Origin of the sequence: Pararcticibacter amylolyticus (assembly GCF_003130405.1) — a bacterium.
In the GTDB taxonomy this organism is placed as follows: Bacteria; Bacteroidota; Bacteroidia; order Sphingobacteriales; family Sphingobacteriaceae; genus Arcticibacter; species Arcticibacter amylolyticus.
The window spans coordinates 44,133-70,131 of the sequence record NZ_QEAS01000027.1 but is presented as its reverse complement, the minus strand read 5'-3'; the positions used below and the strand labels follow the sequence as shown (position 1 = coordinate 70,131).

21 protein-coding genes are annotated in these 25,999 nt (G+C 46.1%); 12 read left to right on the top strand and 9 right to left on the bottom strand.

The genetic code is table 11. The features are described from left to right. Nucleotides 1-278 precede the first annotated feature (278 nt). The gene (locus tag DDR33_RS22975) at nt 279-746 is read right to left on the bottom strand and encodes an Lrp/AsnC family transcriptional regulator (protein ID WP_109418148.1); all 468 of its coding nucleotides are present in this window, start codon (nt 744-746) and stop codon (nt 279-281) included. Between the two features lie 165 nt (nt 747-911). On the opposite strand from DDR33_RS22975, the gene DDR33_RS22970 reads away from it, so the two are divergent. The 4 genes from DDR33_RS22970 to DDR33_RS22955 all read left to right on the top strand — a co-directional run bounded on the left by DDR33_RS22970 (nt 912) and on the right by DDR33_RS22955 (nt 4,686). After that, entirely contained in the window at nt 912-1,997 is a 1,086-nt protein-coding gene (locus DDR33_RS22970) for a PLP-dependent cysteine synthase family protein (RefSeq protein ID WP_109418147.1), read from the top strand. Between the two features lie 16 nt (nt 1,998-2,013). Further along, nucleotides 2,014-2,463, top strand: coding sequence for a protein-disulfide reductase DsbD N-terminal domain-containing protein (locus DDR33_RS22965; protein WP_109418146.1), 450 nt, complete (start codon nt 2,014-2,016; stop codon nt 2,461-2,463). A 14-nt stretch (nt 2,464-2,477) separates the two neighbouring features. Then, complete coding sequence (locus DDR33_RS22960) at nt 2,478-4,172, top strand: protein-disulfide reductase DsbD family protein (protein ID WP_394341129.1); 1,695 nt, start codon at nt 2,478-2,480, stop codon at nt 4,170-4,172. 103 nt (nt 4,173-4,275) lie between these two features. Beyond that, nucleotides 4,276-4,686 (top strand): Dabb family protein, encoded by a 411-nt coding sequence (locus tag DDR33_RS22955; protein ID WP_109418145.1) that lies wholly within the window; start codon nt 4,276-4,278, stop codon nt 4,684-4,686. Between the two features lie 55 nt (nt 4,687-4,741). Here the strand turns inward: DDR33_RS22955 and DDR33_RS22950 are convergent, their stop codons facing one another. Further along, nucleotides 4,742-5,212, bottom strand: coding sequence for an SRPBCC family protein (locus DDR33_RS22950; protein ID WP_109418144.1), 471 nt, complete (start codon nt 5,210-5,212; stop codon nt 4,742-4,744). A gap of 169 nt (nt 5,213-5,381) precedes the next feature. On the opposite strand from DDR33_RS22950, the gene DDR33_RS22945 reads away from it, so the two are divergent. Together DDR33_RS22945 and DDR33_RS22940 are read left to right on the top strand one after the other, a co-directional pair. Next, the gene (locus DDR33_RS22945; protein ID WP_109418143.1) at nt 5,382-6,029 is read left to right on the top strand and encodes an HAD family hydrolase; all 648 of its coding nucleotides are present in this window, start codon (nt 5,382-5,384) and stop codon (nt 6,027-6,029) included. 97 nt (nt 6,030-6,126) lie between these two features. Next, entirely contained in the window at nt 6,127-6,735 is a 609-nt protein-coding gene (locus DDR33_RS22940; protein ID WP_109418142.1) for an HD domain-containing protein, read from the top strand. Nucleotides 6,736-6,773: 38 nt separating this feature from the next. On the opposite strand, the gene DDR33_RS22935 is transcribed toward DDR33_RS22940, so the two are convergent. Continuing rightward, nucleotides 6,774-7,475 (bottom strand): uracil-DNA glycosylase family protein, encoded by a 702-nt coding sequence (locus DDR33_RS22935; RefSeq protein WP_238387916.1) that lies wholly within the window; start codon nt 7,473-7,475, stop codon nt 6,774-6,776. A gap of 103 nt (nt 7,476-7,578) precedes the next feature. On the opposite strand from DDR33_RS22935, the gene DDR33_RS22930 reads away from it, so the two are divergent. Then, on the top strand, nt 7,579-13,404 hold the full coding sequence (locus DDR33_RS22930; RefSeq protein ID WP_109418140.1) for a carboxypeptidase-like regulatory domain-containing protein: 5,826 nt from the start codon (nt 7,579-7,581) through the stop codon (nt 13,402-13,404). Here the strand turns inward: DDR33_RS22930 and DDR33_RS22925 are convergent. Then, complete coding sequence (locus DDR33_RS22925; RefSeq protein ID WP_109418139.1) at nt 13,397-13,795, bottom strand: DoxX family membrane protein; 399 nt, start codon at nt 13,793-13,795, stop codon at nt 13,397-13,399. The genes DDR33_RS22930 and DDR33_RS22925 overlap by 8 nt on opposite strands. A 103-nt stretch (nt 13,796-13,898) precedes the next feature. Between DDR33_RS22925 and DDR33_RS22920 the strand changes: the two genes are divergently transcribed. The 3 genes from DDR33_RS22920 (at nt 13,899) to DDR33_RS22910 (ending at nt 15,533) form a co-directional block, all read left to right on the top strand. Beyond that, a complete protein-coding gene (locus DDR33_RS22920; RefSeq protein ID WP_109418138.1) occupies nt 13,899-14,747 on the top strand; it encodes a helix-turn-helix domain-containing protein in 849 nt (282 codons plus the stop codon). Nucleotides 14,748-14,866: 119 nt separating this feature from the next. Next, nucleotides 14,867-15,109, top strand: coding sequence for a DUF6364 family protein (locus DDR33_RS22915; RefSeq protein ID WP_109418137.1), 243 nt, complete (start codon nt 14,867-14,869; stop codon nt 15,107-15,109). Continuing rightward, on the top strand, nt 15,099-15,533 hold the full coding sequence (locus DDR33_RS22910) for a type II toxin-antitoxin system VapC family toxin (protein WP_158280841.1): 435 nt from the start codon (nt 15,099-15,101) through the stop codon (nt 15,531-15,533). The genes DDR33_RS22915 and DDR33_RS22910 overlap by 11 nt, the downstream gene beginning before the upstream one ends. Before the next feature lie 52 nt (nt 15,534-15,585). Here the strand turns inward: DDR33_RS22910 and DDR33_RS22905 are convergent, their stop codons facing one another. The 5 genes from DDR33_RS22905 to DDR33_RS22885 all read right to left on the bottom strand — a co-directional run bounded on the left by DDR33_RS22905 (nt 15,586) and on the right by DDR33_RS22885 (nt 20,760). Next, complete coding sequence (locus DDR33_RS22905; protein WP_109418135.1) at nt 15,586-16,530, bottom strand: NADP-dependent oxidoreductase; 945 nt, start codon at nt 16,528-16,530, stop codon at nt 15,586-15,588. A 93-nt stretch (nt 16,531-16,623) separates the two neighbouring features. Beyond that, nucleotides 16,624-17,418: a ThuA domain-containing protein gene (locus tag DDR33_RS22900; RefSeq protein WP_109418134.1), complete on the bottom strand. Its 795-nt coding sequence runs from the start codon at nt 17,416-17,418 to the stop codon at nt 16,624-16,626. A gap of 55 nt (nt 17,419-17,473) precedes the next feature. Continuing rightward, nucleotides 17,474-18,256 (bottom strand): ThuA domain-containing protein, encoded by a 783-nt coding sequence (locus DDR33_RS22895; RefSeq protein WP_109418133.1) that lies wholly within the window; start codon nt 18,254-18,256, stop codon nt 17,474-17,476. Nucleotides 18,257-18,278: 22 nt separating this feature from the next. Further along, nucleotides 18,279-20,078: a glycoside hydrolase family 9 protein gene (locus DDR33_RS22890; protein ID WP_109418132.1), complete on the bottom strand. Its 1,800-nt coding sequence runs from the start codon at nt 20,076-20,078 to the stop codon at nt 18,279-18,281. Nucleotides 20,079-20,157: 79 nt separating this feature from the next. Then, the gene (locus tag DDR33_RS22885) at nt 20,158-20,760 is read right to left on the bottom strand and encodes an RNA polymerase sigma-70 factor (protein WP_158280840.1); all 603 of its coding nucleotides are present in this window, start codon (nt 20,758-20,760) and stop codon (nt 20,158-20,160) included. A 331-nt stretch (nt 20,761-21,091) separates the two neighbouring features. Between DDR33_RS22885 and DDR33_RS22875 the strand changes: the two genes are divergently transcribed. Together DDR33_RS22875 and DDR33_RS22870 are read left to right on the top strand one after the other, a co-directional pair. Further along, nucleotides 21,092-22,285: a FecR family protein gene (locus DDR33_RS22875; protein ID WP_109418129.1), complete on the top strand. Its 1,194-nt coding sequence runs from the start codon at nt 21,092-21,094 to the stop codon at nt 22,283-22,285. 188 nt (nt 22,286-22,473) lie between these two features. Further along, nucleotides 22,474-25,992, top strand: coding sequence for a SusC/RagA family TonB-linked outer membrane protein (locus tag DDR33_RS22870; protein WP_238387915.1), 3,519 nt, complete (start codon nt 22,474-22,476; stop codon nt 25,990-25,992). Nucleotides 25,993-25,999: the final 7 nt, after the last annotated feature.

Genomic DNA, 25,999 nt, shown 5'->3' with positions numbered 1-25,999 from the left:
GCTCTTGCGACGCTTTCGATTCGGAATTTTGGCGACGCCGCGGCGTCGGGTGAGCGACGCTGTAGCGTTACAGCTCAGACGCCAGTCAGGAGAGTGTCGGCAGCCGGCCCGAAGCCCCCCTGAAGATTGCATGAGATAGATGAGGTTACCTGCCCTGCTCTTTCTATATACTAGTGTGCCACATAATCAGTGAGCCACTATTTTTCTTTTTTTGTGTGTCACTCATATTAAAGAAAAAACACCATAGCCCCGCTTCCATCATTTCTCATTATCCGGGCTTATAACGGATACGCCGTGTCACTCTTAGTCTCCGAGAGCACAAAAAAACTTTGCACAGTGGTAATATTCGGAAGAGTCGCCAGCTTGTTCCGGTAAAAATCGTGGTAGGTGTCAATGTCACTGGTAGCAATCCGGAGGATGAAATCAAAAGTACCCGTCATTTGATAACACTCCATCACCTCCGGAAATTTCGAAACCTCCCGCTCGAAAGCACTGAGAGTTTCAGCGGTATGGTCATTCAGGAGAACATGACTAAAGGCGATCAGGCTTCTGTTAATTTTCCGGCGGTCTAAAATAGCCACCACACGTTGGATATACCCTTGCTCCTTCAATCGCCGGACCCGGTCATGAACCGTCGCTATAGATTTCCGTATTTTAAAAGCAATCTCTTTGTTGGTTAAGGAGGCATCTTTCTGCAATAGTCTAAGTATCTCAAGATCCGCCTTATCTAGTTCTGTGGAAGCCATAAAAATGCATGAATGAAAAAAGCATCAATTATTTAAATATAAAGCTTCAAAATTCTGTAAAAACATTCAAATATCCCGACAAAATCCATAATATTTTCAGCTTTTATGAAAAGTATTGAAATTTATTTCAGATAGAAGCATTTTTGACTGAAATAAAAACAAGTGATGGATACGTATATAAGCAAGCCTCCGGTCGCCAACACAGTTGAAAACATGTTTGAGAACTTGTGGTACATGGTGGGAAATACTCCGATGGTCGAACTGCGGTACACATACCGGGGTAAACCAGGGAACATTTTTGTCAAATGCGAACATTATAACCTGACCGGCAGCACAAAAGACCGGATGGCCCTTTACATCCTCAACCAGGCTTATCTCCAGGGTAAGATAAAACCGGGCGATACGATTGTAGAAGCGACAAGCGGGAGTACCGGAATTTCCTTCAGCGCCATAGGGCGGTCGCTTGGCCATCCCGTCAAGATTATCATGCCTGACAAAGTCAGCCAGGAACGTATAGATATCGTAAAAAGCCTGGGGGCTGAAGTGATCCTGGTAAGCCAGGAAGACGGCGGTTTTTCGGGATGCTTAAGGCTGTCAAAAGAAATGGCCGAAAACGACCCCAACGTATTTTTGCCAAAGCAATTCGATAACGAATACAATGTAGAGGCAAACGCCTGTACAACCGGACGCGAGATCTGGGAACAATTAAACGAAACCGGACTGAAGCCAACTGCATTTGTTGCAGGAGTGGGTACCGGAGGAACAGTGATGGGCGTAGGAAAATTCTTACGGTCAAAGAATCCATCCGTTGAAGTTCACCCGCTTGAACCAGCTGAATCACCCATTCTGACTACCGGCTACAAATGCGGAAAACACAGGATCCAGGGTCTTACCGACGAATTCATTCCTTCAATCATCAGACTGAACGAACTTGACTCTGTGGTTCAGGCACATGACGGCGACGCCATTATCATGGCACAAAAACTGGCAAAAGAGCTTGGCCTCGCTGTTGGAATATCCTCGGGTGCAAATGTTGCCGGCGCGATCATGTTAAAAGACAAGCTGGGCGAAGATGCAGTAGTGGTCACTCTCCTTTGCGATAGCAATAAGAAGTACCTCAGTACAGACCTGGTGAAAGAAGAACCGGTGAAAGAAGGCTACATTTCTACCGATGTCGTTTTCCAGACATACCGCCCGATCTGCCGGCTAACCAGCCCGGCTATGCATATCAAAGAAGAATTTAGTTTTTAATCGTATACACATAAAGATGAAAAAGTTAATAGTCGCAGCGTTTCTGCTGTTTGTAGCATTTAATACAAAAGCTCAGATCCTTCAGCCTGTAAAATGGAGTTATGCAGCCAAAAGACTCAGCAAAACAGAAGCTGTAGTATTCCTAAAGGCGACTATCGATGCAGGATGGCATTTGTATTCGCAAAACGTAGCTGATGGAGGCCCAGTAAAGACCACTTTCACGTTTTCTCCTTCAGGTGCATATTCCCTTACCGGAAGCACTATCGAGCCCAAGCCCATCACCCGCTTTGAAAAAACTTTCAATATGAACGTAAGCTACTTTGAGAAATCGGTGGTGTTCCAGCAGAAGATCAAACTCAAAGGTACCGGCCCGGCAACCGTAAAGGGAAAATTTGAATATATGGTCTGCAATGACCAGCAATGCCTGCCGCCGGACGAAGTTGAATTCAGCATTCCTGTTAAATAGTCAATCCGTTTAAGGTGCAAAAATCAATTAAACTCTTCTTAACAGTCCTGTTAACATGCTTCAGCTTACTCTCCTACAACAGAGCTGACGCACGCCAGGACACGGTATCAACTGACGGCATCGAGTTCAGTCCGGTTGAAAGCGAAGCCGCACAGGACTCAGTCTCCACCGATACACCAGACAAAGCAACAGTCGCTGCTCCCGGCACCAGCCAGGAAATTAAAGCAACAGCTGCATCTTCAGGAAAAACAGGAGAACAGCAAACAACCCTTTGGGCAATTTTCATTGCAGGATTTTTAGGGGGACTGGCAGCTTTGTTTATGCCCTGTATCTTCCCCATGCTCCCGTTTACAGTCAGCTTTTTCACCAAAAAGGCTCATAATAAATCACAGGCCGTTCGTACTGCCGTTCTCTATGGCATCAGCATTGTCTGTATCTATGTAGTGCTGGGTCTGCTCATCACCGTCATATTTGGTGCCGATGCATTAAACAGCCTGTCCACGAACGGTGTGTTCAATTTTGTCTTCTTCCTGCTGCTCGTTGTTTTCGCCGCATCTTTCCTGGGTGCATTTGAAATCACACTTCCGAGTTCCTGGGTAAACAAAATGGACGAGAAATCGGATAAAAGCGGGCTTGCGGGTATATTCTTCATGGCGGCAACACTGTCCCTGGTATCTTTCAGCTGTACTGGTCCTATCATCGGAACCCTGCTTGTACAGGCTGCAGTGAGCGGCGCTCTCCTCGGGCCGGCCATAGGTATGCTGGGCTTCTCCATAGCCCTGGCCATCCCGTTTGCTTTGTTCGCCATGTTCCCTTCCTGGCTTAATGCCCTTCCAAAATCCGGAGGCTGGCTGAATAGCGTCAAGGTGGTCCTTGGATTCCTTGAGTTAGCATTGGGATTAAAATTCCTCAGCAATGTGGATCTGGCTTATCACTGGCACCTGTTTGACCGGGAAGTATTCCTTGTGCTCTGGATTGTGATCTTTGGTTTAATGGGAATATACTTATTAGGAAAGCTCAGGCTCAGTCACGATAGCCCTTCGAACGGTATCTCCGTCTTCAGGTTATTCCTGGCAATCATTGTACTGTCATTTACTATATATATGGTTCCCGGCTTATGGGGTGCCCCGCTTAAATCGATCAGCGCGTTCCTGCCGCCGCAGGCAACCCAGGACTTTGATCTCTACAGCGCAAGCCTCAACAGCACAGCGCCTGCAGCCGGGGCCGGACAAGACAATACCCCCCACAAGTTTGCAGATCTTTTTGAAAAGCCTCCGGGCTTAAATCCTTACTTCGATTATGCCGAAGGGATTGCAATGGCAAAGAAAGCAGGGAAACCGGTAATGCTTGACTTTACAGGCCACGCCTGCGTAAACTGCAGAAAGATGGAAGCAAATGTATGGACAGACAAAACTGTTCTGCCTCTTATAAGAGATCAATATATCCTCATCCAGTTATATGTGGATGATAAAACAGAATTGAACGAGCACGATCAGTATACAAGTAAGTTTAGCGGCAAACTGATAAACACTATTGGAAAGCAGAACAGCGACATTCAGGCATCGAGGTTTAACAGCAACTCTCAGCCATTCTATGTACTGCTTGATCCAAATACAGAACAAGTTCTGGTAACGCCACAGGGAGCCGATTACGATCCTGCAGCGTATGCTGAATTTTTACAGAGCGGACTTTCCGCTTTCAGGCCATAGTGAGTTTAACTCCTTCATATGTTCCATAATTTTTGATTAATGATCCGGTATCTCCCCATGAGATGCCGGTTTTTTTTTAACTTAACCTGAAATTTATCCAGCTATGAACAGAACAAGCAGAAGGAAATTCCTCGTAACCTCCACCAGTTTAGCTATCGGAACAACAGCTCTTGGATCGGTACCGCTCTCTGCACCAGCACCAAAACATCCGGTCAGCCATCATGTATTTTTCTGGCTGAAAAATCCGGGATCGAAAGAAGACAGGGACAAACTTATCGACGGGCTAAAAACGCTTTCGAAAATTGAAGCGATAAAGGAACTGAGGGTCGGTGTCGTGGCAGATACGGAAAAAAGAGATGTTATCGATGATACCTGGTCAGTGTCGGAACTCATGTTCTTCGACGATTTGAAAGCACAGGCAAGTTACCAGTCGCATCCCCTGCACCTCGAGTTTATTAAAAACTGCAGCCATCTCTGGGAAAAGGTATTGGTATACGATGTAGAGGCGGTATAAGCGCCCTCTCAAATGTGCCCCGGCGGTTTAAAGAAAGTAACGGCAGACATGCAGCCTATATGGACGAAGCTCCGGGAGACATCTCTGCCTCGTCTTTTATCGTTTGATTCCGGTGCCGGATCAGGCGGAGCATGTATCTTTTGAGAAACAAGCTATCTGCCAGTCTTCCAAGTATACCAAACGGCGGTGTGTAAACAAACTCATCAATCATCAGAGTATAGCCATTTACCGGCAGGAACTGGTGGCGGTGAGCCAGCAGTTTAAACGGCCCCGACACCATTTCATCCGAAAAGATATCAGGATAACGAAACTCCGTAATTTTGCTTGTTAACTTAATAAACATCCCAAAATGCCTGGCCTGCCAGGTGACCGTCTCATTCAAGCCTATCAGCCCGCTCCTGACTCCTGCGATCGCTCTTTCACCATTTGAACGCATAGACATTAAATGAAGATCGATACTGCGGGCGAGATCAAAACAGATACCTGCCGGAGCATTTATTCGCGTACTAAGAATAAAACGTGCCATAAAACCCTTTCTATATTATTTAAGTCAGGAGTTCTTTTAAATGCTCCTTAACAAATCCCCTATTGCTAATACATCTGGAAATTATTTTTGTGTTCAAAAAAATTTCCAGAAACGACAGTGGGTTTCAGGTTCCCGGAGATTTTATTTTACTTTGTAAAAATCCAAAGCAATGTCCACCAAATTTAAAGCCTTTATATTTGATCTCGACGGAACCGTCGGAGACACACTCCCCTTATGTATTAGTGCATTTAAAAAAAGCATCGAACCGCTGTTAAAGCAATCTCTCACCGACGAACAGATTATCGCTACGTTTGGCCCATCAGAGGAAGGAACTATCCGTCAACTGGTCCCTGATCATCATGAAGAAGGAACTAAACAATATCTAGTCCACTATGAACACCTGCATTCGATGTGCCCGGCAGTTTTTCCTGGTATACAGGAGATCCTGGAAGAACTCACCCGCAAAGAGATCAAACTTGGCATGGTCACGGGTAAAGGCAAGTACAGCACAGAGATATCTCTCAGGAAATTTGGGATCGATCAATATTTCAAAATCTGCGAAACGGGCACTCCGGACGGTCCGGATAAGGTCAACGGCATCCGGAGGATTGCCCCAAGACTAAACATCCCGTTGAGTGAAAGCATCTATATCGGCGATGCACCTTCTGATATCAGATATTGCAGGGAAGCGGGCATACCTGTCATTTCAGCAGCATGGGCATCCACCGCTCAGCCTGAAGAATTGAAAGCACTGGAGCCTGACTATCTTTTTACGTCTATTGAAGAATTCAGAAAATGGATCGATCAGAACATTTAATGATTTGACTCCTCCGGAGCTGTTTCCTTCATTTGGATGCAAACCCTGTTTGCCATTCTGTAATATAATCACCTACTTTGTCTGAAAAATCCGGAATATGAAATTCGACGTTCTTTTAAAGCAAATGTCATTTATCCATGAGATAGATAAGATCAAATATATTTTCCGTAAAAGCAGGCTTTTTTCAAGTGACCGGCATGAAAACGACGCTGAGCACAGCTGGCACCTGGCTATGATGGCTATTATACTGGCAGACTATGCCAACGAGCCGGTGGATGTTCTGAAAGTCCTTAAAATGCTGCTCATTCACGACATCGTAGAGATCGATGCCGGAGATGTGTTTCTTTTTGATTCCGTGATCCGGCAAAATAACTCAGTGGCTGAATCCAAAGCAGCTGAAAGGATCTTTGGTTTATTGCCCGCAGATCAGGCGGCTGAACTCATAGAACTCTGGCAGGAATTTGAGGCTGCAGAAACCCCGGAATCCCTGTTCGCGCGTGCTATTGATAACCTTGAGCCTATTTTGCAGAATATATCAAACGGGGGTGGCACCTGGGAAGAATTCAATGTCAGTTATGAAACCGTGGTAGAAAAGAAAAAGCTTATCCAATACGGATCAAAGCACTTGTGGGAATTCACTGAAGATCTGCTGAAAGAAGGATTGAAAAACGGGCTTCTGAAAAGCGAAAAGGAAAAATCCCGATAAATTCTGCACATACCGGTAAAGGCTGTCAGGAATACGCGTTAAGGTTCTTTCCTCACCGAAGAAAAAGCCTCCAGGTATTTTGCAATATAATCCTGTTTGGACTTCGACTTATACTGCATAATAAACCGCGGGTGTTCAAGAGCTACAATGGAACCGAAGAACCCGTGTTGAGCATTCAACTTTCTCAGGAACGACTCATTCTTCCCTGTCCCAAAGCAGAAGCAAACGTCCGTTTCAAAGCCCATGCTGATGAGCTGATGAATGTTATCCAGAATAAAAGGCATCAGGGCATTCTGAAGTTCCTTACTGTCGTAGTAGTTATAGTTCGTCTCCTTTCCATTCAGTCCTTTAATGGTAAGACCCAGGGGACAGACCGAATGGATATAAAAACCGTGATAAAACTGTTCCGGACCACCATAAGCATCAATCATATCATAAATGAACTCAGATGAAGGTTCATGAGTCACCGGTCCGGGAAAAGGAATTCCACACTTACCGGCCAGGCGCTTCGGGTCTGTAAATGACACTCCCGTCGTTCCTGAACCGAAACGGCCGGGGTTAATGCCAAGGATCAGATGCCGCGGATTCCGATCATCGTAATATTTCCGGTAAAACGCCGTAGAGGCAGCCAAAGCAGTCTCACTCTCCCGGTAAGGATTCATCATTCTGATTCCTCCGGGTAAAGTACCGTGAAACTCTATATGCGTGTTAAAATGAATGATTTTATCGGCAAACGTCATGATGCTGCAAGTTAAGAACAGAATGCAGCCGGTGTATAAATAAATTTTTTATTTCCTCTGTATGGAATAAATTGCATCACCGCATCCGGTGATAAATTAAAAAATGAAACTAATCATATCCCTCCTGGGTCTGCTGATTTTTTCAACAGCGGTGTTCAGCCAGAAACCACTGACCAACAGCCGTAAGAACAGTTATTACACTTATATCTATCCATTAAAAGATGAACATGTCAAACTCCTTTACCAATCGAAGGATCGCAGGATGACCGACTATGTTCTCACAAATCCCATCGACTCCTTCTTAACTGACCATCCGCGGGAGCTCCGTCTGAAGCCAGGCTATTATCTTCAGGTCAGAGCGGTAGAGAATCAGCTCGAATATAAGCTCGTCGAGAATAAAACGGCCAGCCTCGTCCTGCTGTCGAACACGGACGGCAAACAGTTCATCCTGATGAATAAGAAGGGAGAGGAATTAAAAGACCTCCCGGTTTACATCGGGCACCGCAAGGTAGGTTACGATCCGGAAAGACAGCTCTATCACACCAAAAAATGGGGGGACCATGCTCTTTTGCAGGTAAATTATGGAGGGATAAATAACTTTTACCGCATATCGCACCCCGGGGTATCTCTTCCCTCGCGATCCTGGATGAAGAGGAAGAATGCCTTCGGACGGCTAAAGAATGTATTCAAAAAGGATAAACCCCGGTATCAATATAACATTCCTGAGAATCCGGGCTACATGGTCTTCAACAAACCTGTTTACAGGCCCGGCGACACAATAAAGTTTAAAGCCTTTATTCTGGCCAGAGGTCCGGGCAAACCTGTAACGGATAAAGAGTTGCTGATTCGTCTAAAAGATGATATGTGGGATAACGGCAAAATTATCGGCCGGGTAAGTGCCTACCGGCCCGGGGCGTTTGAATATCAGTTCAAATTAACGGACAGCCTTGATCTCGACCTTGACGACGATTATATCCTGAGCCTCGAACCTCTGAACAGTGCGAAATACGACCTTGACAAATATGAGGGAGATCTGGGGGACAGGGAATATTTGCTAAAACGAACGGTCTACCAGTCCAAAAGCTTTCATTTTGAAGACTATGAGTTAAAAGCAAATCACTTCGCGGTGAGGACGGATAAGGACGTACACACTCCCGGTGCTCCGGTCTCTATCTATTTTAAGGCCACGGATGAGAACGACCTGAACGTTCAGGACGGGCGGGTGGAGCTGACTCTTACCACAAATCACATCCCTGATTTCAACGCTCCTTACACCTTTGTTCCGGATACCCTCTGGAATCATACCATCGCACTTGAACCAACCGGGGAAACAAAACTGGTTTTGCCTGACTCGATATTTCCCGGTCCGGAAATACAGTTTAAAGCGGAGGCGGTTTTTCGTAATAGCAATAATGAAATGCATGTACAATCGCGCTACCTGTCCTTCTCCCCTGCTGAATATGAAATCACAGGAGAACTGACAAAAGACACGCTTGCCGTCAGTCACCGGTACAGGGGTAAAGAAACTCCGGTACGGGCACATCTCTTTGTAGTAAATACCACCGGCGATACGATATCTGCGAAAGAAGTTTCCCTTCCGTTAATCGAGAAGGTAGCTCAAAATGATTACAAATACGTGATCAGAACAGGCAAACTGACAAAAGCCTTCCTGATTAATAGTTTCCCCGCAGAGCTTTCACCATCGGCCTACCGCGATCGCGATTCCGTCTTCATACAGGTTTCCAATCCGCGCCGGCTCGATTTCTGGTATACGGTATTTGCGGGTAAAAAGATCATTGAAAAAGGAAGGTCAGGGACACTCAGGCGTGCAAGAGCTTTTTCTCAAAAAGCAAATGTGTCGGTCGTGTTTGACTATATATGGGGAGGGGAATCCCGCCACGAAGAGATTAACGTTCCTTACCAGGATAAACTCCTGAATATACAGGCGGAGCAACCTCTCACCATCTATCCCGGCCAGCAGGTGACCATCAATGTGCATGTAAAAGATGCAGCAGGCAAGCCCGTGGAAAACGCAGATATCAGTGCTTATTCCTTCACAAAAAAGTTTGAGAACGGACAAGCTCCTTTTGTTCCATACCTGGGCAAAGCCTATCCCTACAGGAAAGTTCAGGCTCCGTTTACCATAAACTTGCCGAAGAGCAGCGGTGCCTGGCTGTTGAACTGGGGTAGATGGAGTCAGGAAATGGGGCTTGACAGCATCAGGTATTACCAGTTTACCCACACACCAAACATATTCCGTGTCGAAGAACCAGCGCCTGACAGTATCACGCAAATCGCCCCCTTTGTGGTGAACAAAGGAAGGATCATCCCTGTTCATATTCTCTATATTGATGAAAAACCTGTTTACTTTAGCCAGACCACTCATCTTCAGAGATATTCTTTCAGGGTAAATCCGGGACCCCATAAAGTCTCTCTCCGGACAAGGGATTTCTCAGTTACGCTTGATTCCATAAAAGTTAGCAAAGGCAACAAATGTATTTTATCGGTTAACCTGGATCAGAGACAAAACATCCAGGCTCATTTTATCAAACAGAAACCGATACTATCTCAAGATGAGGCAAGACTGATTAATAAATATCTTCTCACAGTAACCGATAATTTCAACGGAGCTTTTGCCACCATTGAACAGGGCGATAACATATTTCTCCTGAACCCTGCTGACCGGAATGGCTATTACGGCTACTCCCGGGCACCAATTCTAACGGGGCCGCACTCCGGGTTTACTGCCAAATTTGACCTGAAAGGAGAAAAACCGGTTTATTTTGATCCTGAACCGGACTACAGGTTTGAGTTCAGGCCGGGGCTGCTGAAACAAACATCTTTACCGCGGTTTACTGAATTTCCATTCAGCACATCTTTGAACGATTTTACTCCCCGCACCAACAATGATTATACGCAATATCCTTTAACCACGAAGGAAGTTGATTCTATGTGGCAGGACTACCTCGATCTCCGGAGCAGAACAACTTCGCTGTTTCAAAATGAAAATCCGGACGACAGGAATACAGGCAAGCTGGTCGTGAAGATAGACTCTCTTCCGGACAAAACGTTTCCTTTTGTTAAGAACATCATCGTGTATAAATACGATGACCCTGATTTTATCAGGATATACCCTGGAAATACCACTAATCTTCAACGCTTCGCTGCCAGTAAATACCGCATATTTTATCTGCTGAAGGAAAACAGCTATATGCTGCAGGAAAATTTAAAGATCAGAGAGTATGGTACGAACCTTTACAGAACCATTGGTCTGCCGGTATTGAAACGTGATTCCGTCAGCTTAAAGATCGCAGGGATCATCGAAAACTATTCAAATGACCGGAACCCAAAAAGGGCATCGCACACTGTGCAGACCATCAAAGAAACATTTAATGAGAAGTATTTCGACAGCAACAAACTGACAGGCGAGATGTCCGGAACTGTTTACGACGGAGGTGACCAATCCCCACTGCCCGGTGTGAGCGTAAGAGTAAAGGGTATGAAGACGGGAGTTGCCACCGATATAAACGGAAACTTTTCAATCAGGGTCCCCCAGTCCGGCAAACTGGTCATTCAATTCATTGGCTATGAAACGGAGGAGGTTAGTATTCGTCAGGGTGCTGCTATGCGGATTAAGCTTACTCCCGCATCAAATGCCTTACAGGAAATTGTGGTGGTTGGATATGGAACCCGGGATAAACGAACGTTAACATCTGCAATAGCGCTCACAGGTGCTGTGCAGGGAGTGGCCGCCGGCGTACAAATCCGGGGCACCACTTCCATGCCGCCTGCAAAACCATTGGTCGTGGTCGACGGAGTTCCTTTTGATGGATCCATTGAAAGCCTGGATCCTTCTGTGATCGGTGAGGTCGCGATACTGAAAGATGCAGCTGCTACTGCCATTTACGGAACAAAAGCAGCGAACGGAGTCATTCTTGTGAGTACAAAAAAGAAAGTTACGGGAGAAACTCCTCAATCTCCAGGGGCTGAAGGCGCCGACCAGCAACAGAGCTTCCGCAAGAATTTCTCCGACTATGCCTTCTGGCAACCCGCACTGAAAACCAACGAACAGGGGAATGCATCTTTTACCGTGACTTTCCCGGACGATATTACCAGCTGGCGAACCTTCTTTGTGGGCATGACCGGCAATAAGCAAAGCGGTGCAGCTGAAGGGCAGATAAAATCATTCAGACCTCTTAGCGCATCATTTACCTCTCCGCTCTTCGCCGTTAAAGGCGATAAATTTCAGCCAATCGGCAAGCTCATGAACTACACCACCGATACCGTTGCCCTGAAGCGGAAATTTACATACAACGGAACGGTGCTGGAAGACAGCCCTCTCACGCTGCTCAATTCCAGGATAGATACCTTCAGGATCGAAGCCACGGGAAAAGACAGCCTCCATTTTGAGTATTCTATCCACCGTGAAAATGGCTACTTCGACGGAGAGAAACGGGCTATCCCTCTTTTCGAAAAAGGAGTGATGGAAACGAAAGGCATCTTTAAAAGCCTGGAGAGAGACACAGCATTGACTCTTTCATTTGACCCGCAACTGAAAAAAGTAACATTCCGCGCAGAAGCCTCGCTCCTTCCGGTATTGCTGAGCGAGACTAAACGCTTAAGGGAATATGAATACCTGTGCAACGAGCAGCTTGCTTCTAAATTGAAGGCCCTGCTGGCTGAAAAGAAGATCCGGACCTATCTGAACGAGCCTTTTAAATATGAAAAGAATATCCGGGACCTCATAAGAAAGCTTGAAGAAGGCAGGCAACAAAACGGTATATGGGGATGGTGGAAAGACACCAGGGAGGAACTGTGGATCAGCCTTCACGCTGCCGGGGCTTTACTTCAGGCCGAATCCCTGGGCTATAAAACCAATCTTGACAAGCAAAAAATGATTGGATACCTGATCTATGAAACTGACCGGCTGAAGGGAACGGATAAACTCTTCGCTATTGAAACACTTCAGCACCTTGGAGCAAAGGCTGACTTCAAGGCTCTGTTTGCAGCCTATCAGAAGGAAGCCCAGCCGGTGAAGAAGCAGTCGCAGTACGAGAAGATGCAGGCCGTCTTAACCGCTCTTCATGCGGGGCTGCCGGTGAGGACCGACAGTATTCTCGCCGCCCGGCGTTATACCATGTTCGGCAATGTCTACTGGGGAGACCCCGGTTATCGTTTTTTTGATAACTCGGTGCAGTTAACGATCCTGGCCTATAAGATTCTGAAAGAGGAAGGCAAACATCCGCAGTTACTTGAAAAAATACGCAACTATTTCCTGGAACAGCGTAAAGACGGCCAGTGGCGCAATACCTACGAGTCTGCGTTGATCCTGGAAGCCATCCTGCCCGACATCCTCAAACAAGGTACGCAGCCTCAGCCGGCTTCTCTGACTCTATCAGGAGCTAAGAATGAAACAGTGACCTCATTTCCCTATGAAACAACACTTGATCCGGAAAGCGCGTTCACCATTTCGAAGAAGGGTGATTTCCCTGTTTACATTACAGCGTATCAGCAATTCTTCAACTCAGATACTCAGAAAGTAAGTAATGACTTTATAGTGAATACATCTTTCGTGAAACGTGGAGATAACGTCACAACGCTCAAAGCCGGTGAGCCGGTCGCCCTGAAGGTGAACGTGACAGCCAGGGCCGATGCTGATTACGTGATGATTGAAGTCCCTATCCCGGCAGGTTGTTCCTACGAATCAAAACATCAGGCTTCTTATTCATCGGGCGAAGTACACCGGGAACACTTTAAAAATAAGGTAAGCATATTCTGCAGTAAATTAAAACAGGGATCTTACCAGTATGATATCCGGCTGATTCCCCGCTATAGCGGAACATACACACTCAACCCGGCAAAAGCGGAAATGATGTACTTCCCTGTATTCTTCGGAAGAGAGGAGATGAAGCAGGTGTTGATTAAATAGAACGTCCTTTTATTTCATCAACAGCATAACTATTACTTTCAGCAAAGTGCAAAAGCACTGCGAAGATAACCAGGTGCAGCAGTTGGGAGGGAATAGCCTCCCAATTTTCTATCATAGCCGTGCCGAATAACAGGACAAGCATGATAATACCGCCTGCCAGGAGTGCCTGCCTTGTGAAGAGCCCGATCAGCAGCAGCAATCCTGTTAAAAATTCTGCAAAAGGAAGGAGGTAACTAAACGCTTCCACAAAAGGTGCGGGAAGCATAGATTTTTCAAAGCTTTTCATCATCCAGCTGCTAAAGCCCTGCAATTTTGGGAGCCGAACCAACCCGTGGCCGAACATGCTGATGCCAATGCCAAGGCGGATTAAAAGATAACTATATTTGTTCATTGAAATCGGTTTTGCTTATTATCTGTTGAGTTGCTAAAACAAAAGTATACAATTAACAACCTTCTTAAAACGTAAAAATATTCCATAACCTGTATATTTGAATATGATCCGGGAGAATCTTTTTGAACCCTACTCTATTACGTATAAAACGATAGACGAATGTCCTAAAGAAGCACATCAGCATACCTTCTTTGAACTGGTATATATCGTTTCCGGCACAGGGCTGCAGTGTATCAATAAAAATCAGTTCAATTACCATGAAGGGCATATGTTCCTGATCACTCCCGATGACTGCCATTCTTTTGAGGTACAAACTACAACGACTTTCTTTTTCCTGAGGTTCAGCAACTTCTACCTGAAGAGCGGAGGCCTACCGCAGGAAAACATCCGGCGGCTGGAATTCATTCTTCAGAATGCTAATCACAGGCCTGGCTGCATTCTCAGAAACCAAACGGATAAACTGCTGGCAGCACCGGTCATTGAAGCGATAATACGAGAGCACTCCGGTAACGATATCTATAGTCAGGAGCTAATCAAACAGTTGGTCAATACCCTGATCATTATAGTAGCCCGCAACATTTCCAAATATCAGCAGGTAGAGATATCCGAATACACGGAAGAAAAGGCGCTGGACATCCTCCACTATCTCCAGGCGAATATCTATCAACCTGCAAAGCTGCGGACTAAACAGCTGTGCAAACACTTCAATATGTCCACCGCCTATCTCGGCACTTATTTCAAAACACACACTGGCAGTACAATTCGGCAATACGTATCGGACTATAAGCTGAAGCTCATTTGCCACCGCCTCGAGTTTAGTGATAAACGCATCCGCGAGATCGCTGGTGAGTTTAACTTCACCGACGAAAGTCACTTCAACAGGTTCTTCAGGAAACAGGCAGGGCGGAGTCCGAAGGAGTATAGGGGAATGAGGAGAACAAATGGCTTTTAGCTGTTGGCGATTAGTTGTTAGCTTCCCGTAAAGCGTTAATAGAAACGCTGTTCATTCTGTGAAGCACTTCAGATCCAACAACAGATGTATAATTTATTTTTATACGTATATTTGTTTATATGAAGACGCGATTGAATCTAACAATAGATGAATCTGTATTGGCACGGGTAAAGTCCTATGCTGAAAGTAAAAAGATCAGCATCTCAGAATTAGTAGAGCGATATTTTAAAAGCTTGTCCAAACCTGAAAAACAGAAAAACATTTTTGAGATGGTAGACGACCTGCCTGCCTCTTCATTCGATGTGAATATCGATTTAAAAAATGCTTTTTACGAAGACCAGGCTGAAAAATATGGCGCTTAAAGCATTTCTTGATGCTAATATTCTGCTTGACTTTCTGTTAAAAAGAGAAAACTATTCCGTTTCAAGAAAAGTCGTAGCACTGGCCGTTGAGGGAAGGATTGTTGCCTACGTCACACCAGCGATCATCCATATTGTAGGCTATTGGCTAACAAAAGCTTATGGTAGCAAAAAAACAAAAGAATTGTTGCTGACCTTGTTAACAGACATACGCGTCATTGATATTTCGCATGACATGACGATTATGGCACTCAATTCAAAGATTGACGACATCGAAGACGCTCTACAGTATTATTCAGCACTTGCAAATAAGTTGGATTACTTCATCTCCAGCGATAAAAAATTTCAGAAATTAGCAATTCCATCTTTACCAGTTGTCCCGCCTGAATATTTCATTAATTCAGTTATAAATACTAGTCCTAATTAACTTCCAGTCAACCCCAATTCATTGCCCATACTTCTGCCCTAAACTCTTAACTTTAAACTCCCCTCACCACAAGCTTTCCTCTCACTCTTCCTGTTTCCTGGTGCTCATGGGCTGCCTTCATCTCGTCAAATTCATAGATTCGGGAAACGTAGGGGCGGATGATTCCTTCCTCAAGCAGCCGGGCAACCTGTTCCATATCCTCGCCGTTTGAAGAAACCAGGAAGAAAAAGCCGTTTACGCCCTTGGCTTTGGCCTTTTCTGTCACGTGCTCGTTGAGGCCGGAGGGAATGCTGATCAGGGTTCCGCCGGGTTTTACGACGTCGAGGGAACGGTCGATATTGTCGCCTCCTATGGTATCAAGGACAAAGTCGGCATCCTGAATGACATCTTTGAGATCCTGTCTGGTATAGTCAATATGAGCGTCGGCACCGAGGGTGATGACGAAGTCCCGGTTAGCTGCGGAAGAAGTACCTACTACATAGGCTCCCAGATAACGGGCAAGCTGTACGGCAAAATGGCCGACTCCACCGGCAGCGGCATGGATCAGTACTTTTTGTCCTTTTTCCAGTTTACCTTGCTTTGTAAATGCCTGCCAGGCTGTAAGGGCTGCCAGTGTAGACGCGGCGGCCTGTTCAAAGGATATATTTGCGGGCTTCAATGCCAGATGGGATTCCGGGGCTGCAGCGAATTCGGCATATGCCTGACCGTGACCGGGAAAGTTGACCATGCCGAAAACCTCGTCGCCGGCTTTAAACCTGGTCACCCCGGGGCCTGTTCCGGTCACTATCCCTGCAATGTCCCAGCCGATAATCAAGGGGGACTGGTCCTTTATTCGTCCGTATACACCGTGCCCCGACCTGGTTTTTGCATCTACAGGATTGATGCTGATAGCCTTTACACGGACTAAAACTTCATTTTCTGATATTGTTGGGACCGCTACTTCACGGTACTCCAGCTGACCGGCAGCTCCGGGATTTTCTAAGACGATTGCTTTCATTTTCGTATGCGTTGATTACAAAAACAAAATTATACTCTTACGACTATCAAATACAGGTAAAAACTTTCCATTTACCTGTATTTTTCTAACATCCTAATCGCCAAAAACATTTCCCCGCTTGTCGGTCGCGATCACCCAGCGTAATGCGGCTATGATCAGCTTGTTCTGGGTTGCATCTGAGAATATATAGGGTCCGTGTCCCATATTCAGATATACCATCCGGTATTTGGTATTCGTCCACACCACCGGAACATCCCCGTCAGGGATAATATCCTTAAGTCCGAAAGGATAATTCTCAGGAGACAGTGAAACCAAAACCTTTACGTCTTTATTTTCACGGGGACTGGGTTTCCACTGATACCATTCATTAACAGGAGCAATAAAAGTACCCGGCAGCCCCTTTGTAACGGGATGATCTTTACCGTCGACCACTACTTTTGCCGGCATAGGAGGCCAGTTATTCCTGTAAAAGACTCCTCCGCCCAGGAATTTGACAAACCAGGGCCAGTTAGTGGTGCGATCGTTATAAGCAGCCACGTGAAACCCGTACCAGCCTCCGCCGTTCTCCATATAGTTCTCAAATGCCTTGCGCTGGGCGTCCGAGTGAGGAAAGTCGTTCAGCATCATCACCAGTTGATAATCCTTCAACTTTGTCTCATTCAGGTCGTTCATCGTGCTCGTCGTATCGAAAACAAAACCATTCCCGATAGTCAGTTCTTTAAAAAATTTAATGGCATCCCTGGAAAAGTCTGTATGAGCCGGCTCTACGTGCGGGTTGTAAAATGCCAGGACTTTAAACCGGGGAAACTGAGCATGCAGCGAAGATGACTGAATAAGTACCAGGAGAAAAACCGTTACGGCAAGGAGAATTGATCGCTTTGAATTCATGGATAAAATTAATTAGTTAAGTGGTGACAATTGAATATAAAAATATACCTGCAGCTTAATTCCTGGAAGCCCACAAGAGAGCATTGGTAAACATTGTTTTAAACTCTTTTGAGCCAAGCAGTTTAGCGTCGTGGCCCATAAGGAAATATACATTGCGGGCTTTCATCTTAGGGTTGGTCCATATTACAGGATGGTCCCCCATTTTAATATCTGAGGCTGGCTGGTAACTTGATTCGTCTACGGTGGCTAGCACGTGAACATTAGGCCGCGGATTTTTATCGAAGGTATACCATTCATCGTCCGGGATTACGAAAGAAGGAGGGAGTCCCTTCATTACCGGATGTTTGCTATCTTCTTTGTGAACAGTCCCGCTTGCTTTTGCGGCTATATAATTCTTAAACCGGATCCTTCCCATGAACTCAGAAAACCAGTCCCACATCGCAAATCCGTCGAATTCACCAAGCAATGTGGCATGGTGAAAACCAACCCAGCCTCCCCTGCCTTCGCTGATGTACTTTTCGAATGCCGCTTTAGCTTTGTCAGTCCAATTATAAGGAGGATAGTTTAGCTGTATAAAAACCTGGTAGTTTGACAAATAAGCATCGTCAACAGGCTCCGTACTGTTAATCACAGTCAGCTTAAAATTATGCTTTTCAGCGAGAGAATCAAGCCACCTGAGTGACGCCGCTACAAATCCCTCATGCAGGCCGCCCCGCTCTGTAAGGACCAGTGCCTTAAAGGAGGGTTTTTGAGCGTAACATACAGGAATCGTGATCAGCATCATGACTGTCACCATGCTGATTCTAAAGAAAAGAACAGGATTGAGTTGCATCTTCATTTCTTATGAGCTTATCGTTCACTTAATGTGTAGAAAAGGCCGTTACCGCCTGAAGGAACCATGCCGTATGGGGAATCCACTGTTCACTCCAGCGCCACTCGTTCCCGTTATCTTCCACCTTGAAGTCGATCCCCGACCCGTCCGGCATTCCATCCTTTCCCGTGATACCATTAGAAATGCCTCCCTTTCCGGATCCATGCCCGTACATGGATTTCATATAGGGTACATTGTTGCGGCCATATCCATACATCATGCACATATCGTAGGGATTGCATCCCAGTATCCAGGAGACCAGGTTCCCGGCAAACTGTTCAAGTTCAGGCTTTACCCCGGAAGCTGTACCGGCATCCGGATAAACCAGACGGCCCCCTGTTAATACGGCTGCGGCAAGAGAACCCAGCCTGGCATCTTCACCCTGCCACCACCAGCCGCTTTCGTTTTCGTGAGGAATGAAGAATGCGTCCTGCACCTTTCCCCTGAACAAAAAGCTCTGACGTGGATAACCGAACGGGTTTGTCACAGCCTGTGTGATTACGAGGTTGTAATCCAGAGATTTCCGGATGGTCAGGAGTGCTCTCTCCCGTAGTCCCGGGTCGGTTTCCTTATCCAGGTACCGCGCAAGAGCAATAAGGGGTAATCCGGCATCTGCCGCATGCCAGAAAGGGCGGTCTGCATCATTGGCTATAAAATATCCTTTATCTGAAAGACGGCCGCAAAGGTTGCCGGCCCTCTTTCTGGCCTCATCCCTGTAAACGGGCTTACCTGTAGCCATCCACAATTCGGAAGATGCCATTAGCGCGCAATAATCGTCAATAATATTGTCCTTTCCGTCATCTGCATACTTTAGGCTGAACTGCTGCAGGTGAGCAAAAGCCCGTTCTGCAGCTGCCAGATATTGTTTGTGAGAGAATTCGCCATCCATTTTCCAGCCTGAGACGCGGGCAAGGGCGGCAATGGCCATCCCTCCTCCTTCGCGATATGCACACTGGTAGTCGGAAGTCGTTTTGCTGTCGGCAAGAAGTCCGACTACCCTCCTCGCGCCCGGATCCGGGTTAAAATAGCTGAACACCGTCATATAGAAATAGCCTTCGGGGGAGAGAGAACGCATGATATAATCTGCACCATAAACAGCTTCAGTAGCCAAAGCATCCTTTGTTCCGGTTTGCTCAAGAAGGGATGGAATGCGTTCGGCAGTGTTGACCATCGCCCAGGTGACCATGGGAATCTGCTGAGGAAGCATAAAATTGGTATAGGCAAGATGAGAGAAGTACTTGCTCACATCACCCGAAGCATCACACCATCCTCCCCTCAGGTCGACGGTCCTGGTACTTCCAAAAAGAAGCACCTTCTTATCCGCTTCAAGTTCTTCCTTTGAATCGGCTCTCTGATGATGAAAGAAACTCACAATAGCAGGTAAGGCCACACATGCAAGGCCATTCCTTTCTATCCGAAAAACATGTGAGCGGGAAACAGATCCCCGGTACTGTATTTCCAGTTGAAATTCGCCTTCTCCGGAAAATCCTGAAAAATCCCCCCTGCTATACCAGATGCCTTTCTCCCAGCCGGACACCTCTTCTGCCTTCCCTGATCTGGTTGTAAAGACTGTCTGCGAATGTTTCGCTTCTTTCAGCTGAATTTCCAGACCTTCAGGAAGCGGAGTTGAACTTTTCAGCACCGCCAGCTTAGGTCCTGACGAATTATAAACTACCTGGTTGGATAAAATCGCGACCTCGGGAACTGCAGACTGCGGTCGTACCGTTTGTATGCTCACTGCAAAAAGAATAAACTGTATTGCACACAGGCGGTGCCAGGTTCGTTTCATGGTTGTTCACGTCCTGCAATTTTGCGGGACTTACTAGTATAGATCCATGAAAAAGGGAACAGGAGTAGTTTGGTTGAAATTATCTTTTGAAGAATATGTTTAATAACATAAAAACGACAGCCAGATCATTATGCTTCTGAAGGCTCAGCCTTAAAGACCGCAATGCCTGTTGCATGTGGGTCTTAACAGTCAGCTGTGATATGGACATCCGTTCTGCCACCTCTTTATATTTCAAACCTTCCTCCCGGCAGAGACGGAAAACGGTTCTTTGCTGGGGCGGCAAAAAGTCAATAGCTCTCTGAAGCAGTTTCTGAGCATCGTGGGTAATGATAGTCTGTTCGGTTTCGTCATGAGTTTCCTTCCAGTTAAGCGCGAGTTCGCGGCTGGCTTTCATTTCCAGTTGCTGTCTTCTCAGCAGGCGAAGCGTACTGTTACGGGCTACCACATGAAGGTAGCTCTCCAGATTGTCGATCTGCTCTAAATGATCGTGCTGCCATATACTCAGGAACACTTCATGCACAACGTCTTCCGCCCTGTCTTCGAATTTGAGGATCCTTAAAGCGTATGTATAGATCTTCTTTCGGTAACGGTCATAAAGCCACCTGAAAGCCTGCTCATCTCTCGCAGCTATCCTTTCAGCCAGCAACTTTTCATCGATCTTGTGTATATCTGCCGAGTTCATTAACATCTTTCTAACCCTGGACGCCTTAACGAAACAACAGTCATGACCAATACCGCAATTCGACGGCTAAACAGCCAATCTGATTAATGCATTTCCGTTAATTTCTCAGGTTTATAATTCAGGTTCTATTTATACCGCCATCCTTTCCCGGCGAACAAATAAAAATACAAACATAATTATTCGATTCTCTTTTGCAAATCCCGGTAAATAAAAATAAACACTGGTTGGCATAAAAAAAAATTTCATCGCACTACTCCTTTCTTTTTTCTCAAGCATCTTTAATAAGAAAGAACGCAGAAGGATTGCAGATTGATAGCCGACCAATTAACCAATGACAAAAGACCGCATTCGATATCTATATAAAAAATACCTGGATAACAACTGTTCGGAAGAGGAGTTTCAGGAACTGAAAGATGCTCTTACCGACCAGGATCATGAAACAATATTTCATGATCTGCTGGATGAAAGCTGGACAGAGATACAACCCGGGGAACTAGTTGATATGAAGAGTGACCGGTCTGACAGGATATTCGGTCAGATTGTATCGGCGCCCCGGAAAAAGGGACTTCCGCTTAAACTCCGGATCCCGCTTATAGCCGCAGCCACTGTACTTCTCGCTCTGAGTATTTCTTTCCTGATCAGGAACCGCGAAAGCGGGAATACGGAAAAAGAAGTGCATGCCAAGATCACAAAGGATATTCTTCCGGGAGTGAACAAAGCCGTTCTGACACTTGCAGGCGGCCGGACGATCACCTTAAAGTCTGAAAAGAACGGGATTGTCGTAACTGGTAATAAATTTGTGTACAACGACGGCACTACCGCCGGGGCATCAGACCAGGCAGCTGCCAGCCAGACTGCCACTCTTTCCACCCCTGCGGGCGGGCAATACCAGATCACCCTTTCCGACGGTACAAAAGTTTGGCTGAATGCTGAAAGCAGGCTCCGTTATCCTGTAGAATTCAACCGCGACAGCAGGACGGTAGAACTGGAAGGAGAAGGATATTTTGAAGTAGCGGGCGACAGCCGTCATCCCTTCATTGTAGAGTCAGCAGGGCAAAAGATCGAGGTTCTGGGTACTCATTTCAATGTAAATGCTTACAGGGATGAAAACTTCGTAAAAACAACACTTTTGGAGGGTAAGGTCAGGGTGAGCAATAACACAGATCCCGGCGCCGGGAAGCCGGTCATCCTCTCTCCCGGACAGCAGGCTCGCAGCATTTCAGGAGAGAGCCGGATATATGTGAACCAGGTAAGTATAGAGGAAACGATGGACTGGAAAGACGGGCTCTTCCTTTTCAATAACGAATCATTGAAAAGCATCATGAACCGCCTCTCGCATTGGTATAATATAGACGTCGTATACGAAGGCAATGTTGATGACATCCGCTTCACAGGTACTCACCACAGGAGCAAGGGTTTAAACAATTTACTGAAAAATATAGAGCAAATTGGAAAAGCGCGCTTTAGAACAGAAGAAGGTACGAACGGAAAAGAAAGGAGGATTATCGTAACAGCTAATTACTAAGTCTATTTGAAAGGAACGAAAATTCAGGAGTGTTGGCAGCACTCCTGAACGGGCAATTATTTCATAATTGCCGGGATAACAAAACTAATTAAGCATAAAACTTCATTAACCCATTTCAAATGTATAAAAAATATTCTGCAAGATCTTGCGGGGCAGGGAGGTACTGTCTTAAAAAATACTTAATAGCTATGAAACTTACTGCTATCTTAATTGTGGTGGGCATCCTGCAAACCACAGCAGCCAGCTTTGCACAAAAGGTTAGCATTAGTGTCTCCAATGCGCAGGTGAAAGATGTGCTCTACCAGCTCACCCGGAAAACCGGCTACAGCTTTATAGCAGACGCAGCGTTACTGGAAAAGCTGAAGCCCGTGACACTAAAGGTAAAGAACGAACAACTGAAGGACGTTCTTGAAAAATGCTTCGACCCGGAAAAATTTGAATTCTTATTTAATGAGAGTGAATCCGTGGTCATTAAAAGCCGCACAGCATCTTCCCTACCCCTGATGCAAAGCCGGGTACGGGGGAAGGTATCAGATGAGAACGGAGAAGCCCTACCCGGTGCTTCAGTTACCATCAAAGGTGCAGGAAGGGGAACTTCGACAGACGTGAACGGGAATTTCACCCTGACAAATGTACCCTCGAATGCGACCCTGGTGATCACTTTCATCGGGATGCAAACCCGTGAAATCGCTGTCAACGGTCGTTCCGAAATCAATGTCGTGCTCAAGAGCCAGTCGTTCAGCGTCGATGAAGTCGTAATCGTAGGCTACGGCCAGCAAAAAAAGGAATCTGTTACTGCTGCAATATCGACCATCGGAACGAAGGACCTCGTTCAGTCTCCCGTCGCGAATATCAGCAACGCCCTTGCAGGAAGATTATCCGGACTAACGGCTATTCAAACGAGCGGCAAGCCGGGCGACGATAAGTCGACACTGTATATCCGGGGCATCGGGACGTATACCGATCAAACCTCACCGTTAATTATGGTCGACGGGGTTGCCAGAACAAGCTACAACGAAATTGACGCTAATGAAATTGAGTCTGTCAGTATGCTTAAAGACGCATCTGCAACTGCCGTATATGGCGTGCGGGGTGCAAACGGAGTAATACTGATCACGACCAAACGCGGGCAGCAAGGGGAACCTAAGATCGCAGTATCCTCTCAGACAGCAGTTTCCGAATTTACAAGAGAGCCAAAATTTGTAAATTCCTATGAATACGCAAGCCTTCAGAATGAAAAGAGTTTTCAGCTTTACTGGGTGAATCATGCAAAGGACGCTGATATAAAGACCTGGAATGATTTCCTCATAAAAAGAGAGGCTAACTGGGTAAAAGAGGCGAGTTTATATTACACTCCTGAACAGTTGTTGTTCTATAAGAACGCGCACACTCCCACCCTCTCAAGCGGCGAAAAAAACCCTTACTATAATCCCTACTTCTACCCCGACGTAAACTGGACAGACCAGATCTTTAAAAATTTCGCACCGCAAAGCCAGGTGAATGCCAATATCTCCGGCGGTACTGAAGCCCTTAAATACTTCGTGTCCCTGGGGTATCTCACCCAGGGAGGCTTGTTTAAAACAGATTACATGAAGTTTTCTGATGAAATGGACTTCAGAAAGAAACGCTATAATGTGAGGGGGAACTTTGACTTTGATGTCAATAAAAACTTCAGGATCTCCGTGGATGTGGGAACCCAGTTCGTCAACATCAGCGGAATGAGCAACGACGGTTTCATTTGGGAAAAAAGGATCCTGTGGTCCAACCCAATGTCCTCCGCCGGGATCATCGACGGCAAGTTCGTGGTTCCATACTCCAATCCCCAGGCATCCCTCAACCCTTTATATGAGATTGCCAATGCAACAGATTATAATCTGACAGACAACAGTACTTTAAATTCTTCCGTGAAGCTCTCACACAAGCTCGATTTTATAACTAACGGGCTTTCTGTTAATGCAAGAGGGGCTTACGACAGTTATTTCTCAAGCCGGACAGGCGGCAGATATAACCCCGTATATTACGGGATCAGTCCTAACCCCAACGGGGATGTGCTCGATCCGGTATTCTCACAGTTACGGGAAGAAACACCTCCCGAAAGATGGTCGCCCTGGCACAACGGAAAATGGCGGAAAATATACGGTGAGTTTTCTTTAAACTATAACAGGTCTTTTGGAAACCATGCCGTTTCCGGATTATTCCTCTATAACCTCGAAAGATTCTATGATCCTGGTCTGGCGTATCATTTGCCGAAATCGTACACCGGACTGGCTACCCGCTTTACTTACGGATACAAAAGCCGCTACCTCGCCGAATTTAACATGGGATATAACGGTTCGGAGAACTTTCCCGAAGGAAAGCGGTTTGGCCTCTTACCTGCTTATTCCCTGGGCTGGGTTGCTTCCAACGAAAGCTTCTTTCCTAAGAACGACCTCGTCACCTATTTAAAGTTCAGAGGCTCACTCGGAAAAGTCGGAAATGACAACATCGGTGGCGCACGCTACCTTTACCTGCCTGACGTATGGACTTACGGGGGTACCGGCTACCCTTACATGGACTACACATTCGGAACCATCAGCGACCGTAATAATGTTAAAGGATCACAGGAAGGGACATTAGGAAATCCTAATGTCACATGGGAAACCGCCACCAAGGCCAATATTGGATTTGAGGCACACTTTCTCAAAGACAAGCTCTCGGTCACATACGACCACTTTTCCGAAAAACGTGTCGACATCCTGTCTTACCGGGGTACAGTACCCGCCATCGTACAGGCAACTCTTCCCCCTTATAACCTGGGAGAAGTAAAGAACTGGGGGAACGAACTGGAAGTGAACTTCAGAAGCAGGGCTGGAAAATTTGACTACTGGATAAAGGGCAATATTGCCAATAATGAGAATAAGATCATTTTCAGGGATGAGGCTATATCAGACGGACTGGAATACCAGGCGGAAACAGGAAGGCCGATCGGCCAGGGGCTCTATCTCCAGGCTGACGGTTTATATACCTCATGGGCCGATCTTTATAATATAGATACAAACGGCGACCCGGTTCTGGCAGAGCCGGTAAGGGCTCTCAATAAAGACGGACAGCCTTATACAAACGGGCAGGGACTTCCGGTTTATCAAAAGGATCTGGGTTACGGAGGGGTTGCCGTTCAACCTGGAGAGGTACGGCTGAAAGATGTAAATGAAGATGGCGTTGTAAACGAAAAGGACTACATCCGGACCGGAAATACTACGATACCTAAGATCACTTACGGGATTGCCTTCGGATTTAACTGGAAAGGATTTGATTTTTCCACCCTGCTGCAGGGCGTTGGCGGAGTCGCCAAATTCGCGATGAGCCAGCGGCATTTCAACAAGCAGGAATCACTATTTGAAGTAGACCTTCACCGTTTCACCCAGGAACGTTATAACAACGGAGAAAAGATCTACTTTCCACTGGCGGCGTATGACCACACGGGTGCAGAAAACACATACTTCCTGAAGAATACATCTTACATGAGGTTAAAGAACCTCGAAATTGGCTATACGGTAAAACCAGAATTCCTTCAGCGCATAGGCATCCGTTCGGCACGAATATATGCCAACGGGAACAATCTGACTACCTGGTCTCCGAACGAAATATGGGGAGACCCGGAGAACCTGGCCTACATAGGATATCCCCTGACAAGGACTTATAACCTCGGGCTCAATATTAATTTCTAACCTGATA